At 52.0% G+C, this 548-nt stretch carries 1 protein-coding gene; it reads right to left on the bottom strand.

All coding sequences use genetic code 11. The annotated features are described in order from the left end of the window. On the bottom strand, positions 1-548 hold a 548-nt coding region (locus R7P74_RS28595), incomplete at both ends, for an alpha/beta hydrolase (protein WP_318124066.1).

Raw genomic sequence — 548 nt, 5'->3', positions numbered from 1 at the left:
GCAAACCTTGTGCATCGCGAATACCAAAACCGTGTTTACCTTGCTCAAACAGATGCATTTCGGTCGCGATTTCGTGCTGGCGAAGTGCTTGCCAAAACACGAGGCTGTTTTCCGCACTCACGGCGGTATCGTCACTGGCATGTAAAAGAAAACAAGGCGGCATGTCTGACGTCACCTGTTTTTCTAGCGAGAATCGGAGAAGGTCAGGTTCACGTTCCAAATTAGCCAGTAACTCGGCACGCGAGCCCATGTGCGCAATGTCGGTGTTCATACTGATCACCGGGTACATCAAAGCGCAAAAATCGGGCTTGGCAGATACACGGTCCGCCTCATCTTGAAGAGGATAAATATCCAATGCGTGACTCGTCGCTAAGCTCGCTGCAACGTGTCCGCCAGCCGAGAAACCTAAAACACCAATCGATGATAAATGAGACGCCAAAGGCAACCGACGCACCAAACGCATTGCTCGCTGCGCGTCCGCCAGTGGCGTCCAAGCTCCAAATTCGTGCCCTTCGTTTGGCATGCGATAGGTCATCACAAACACGGTA

It is taken from the genome of Vibrio sp. 2033, from assembly GCF_033339735.1.
Note: the sequence above shows the minus strand (reverse complement) of the source record. Positions and strands in the feature narration are given on the sequence as shown.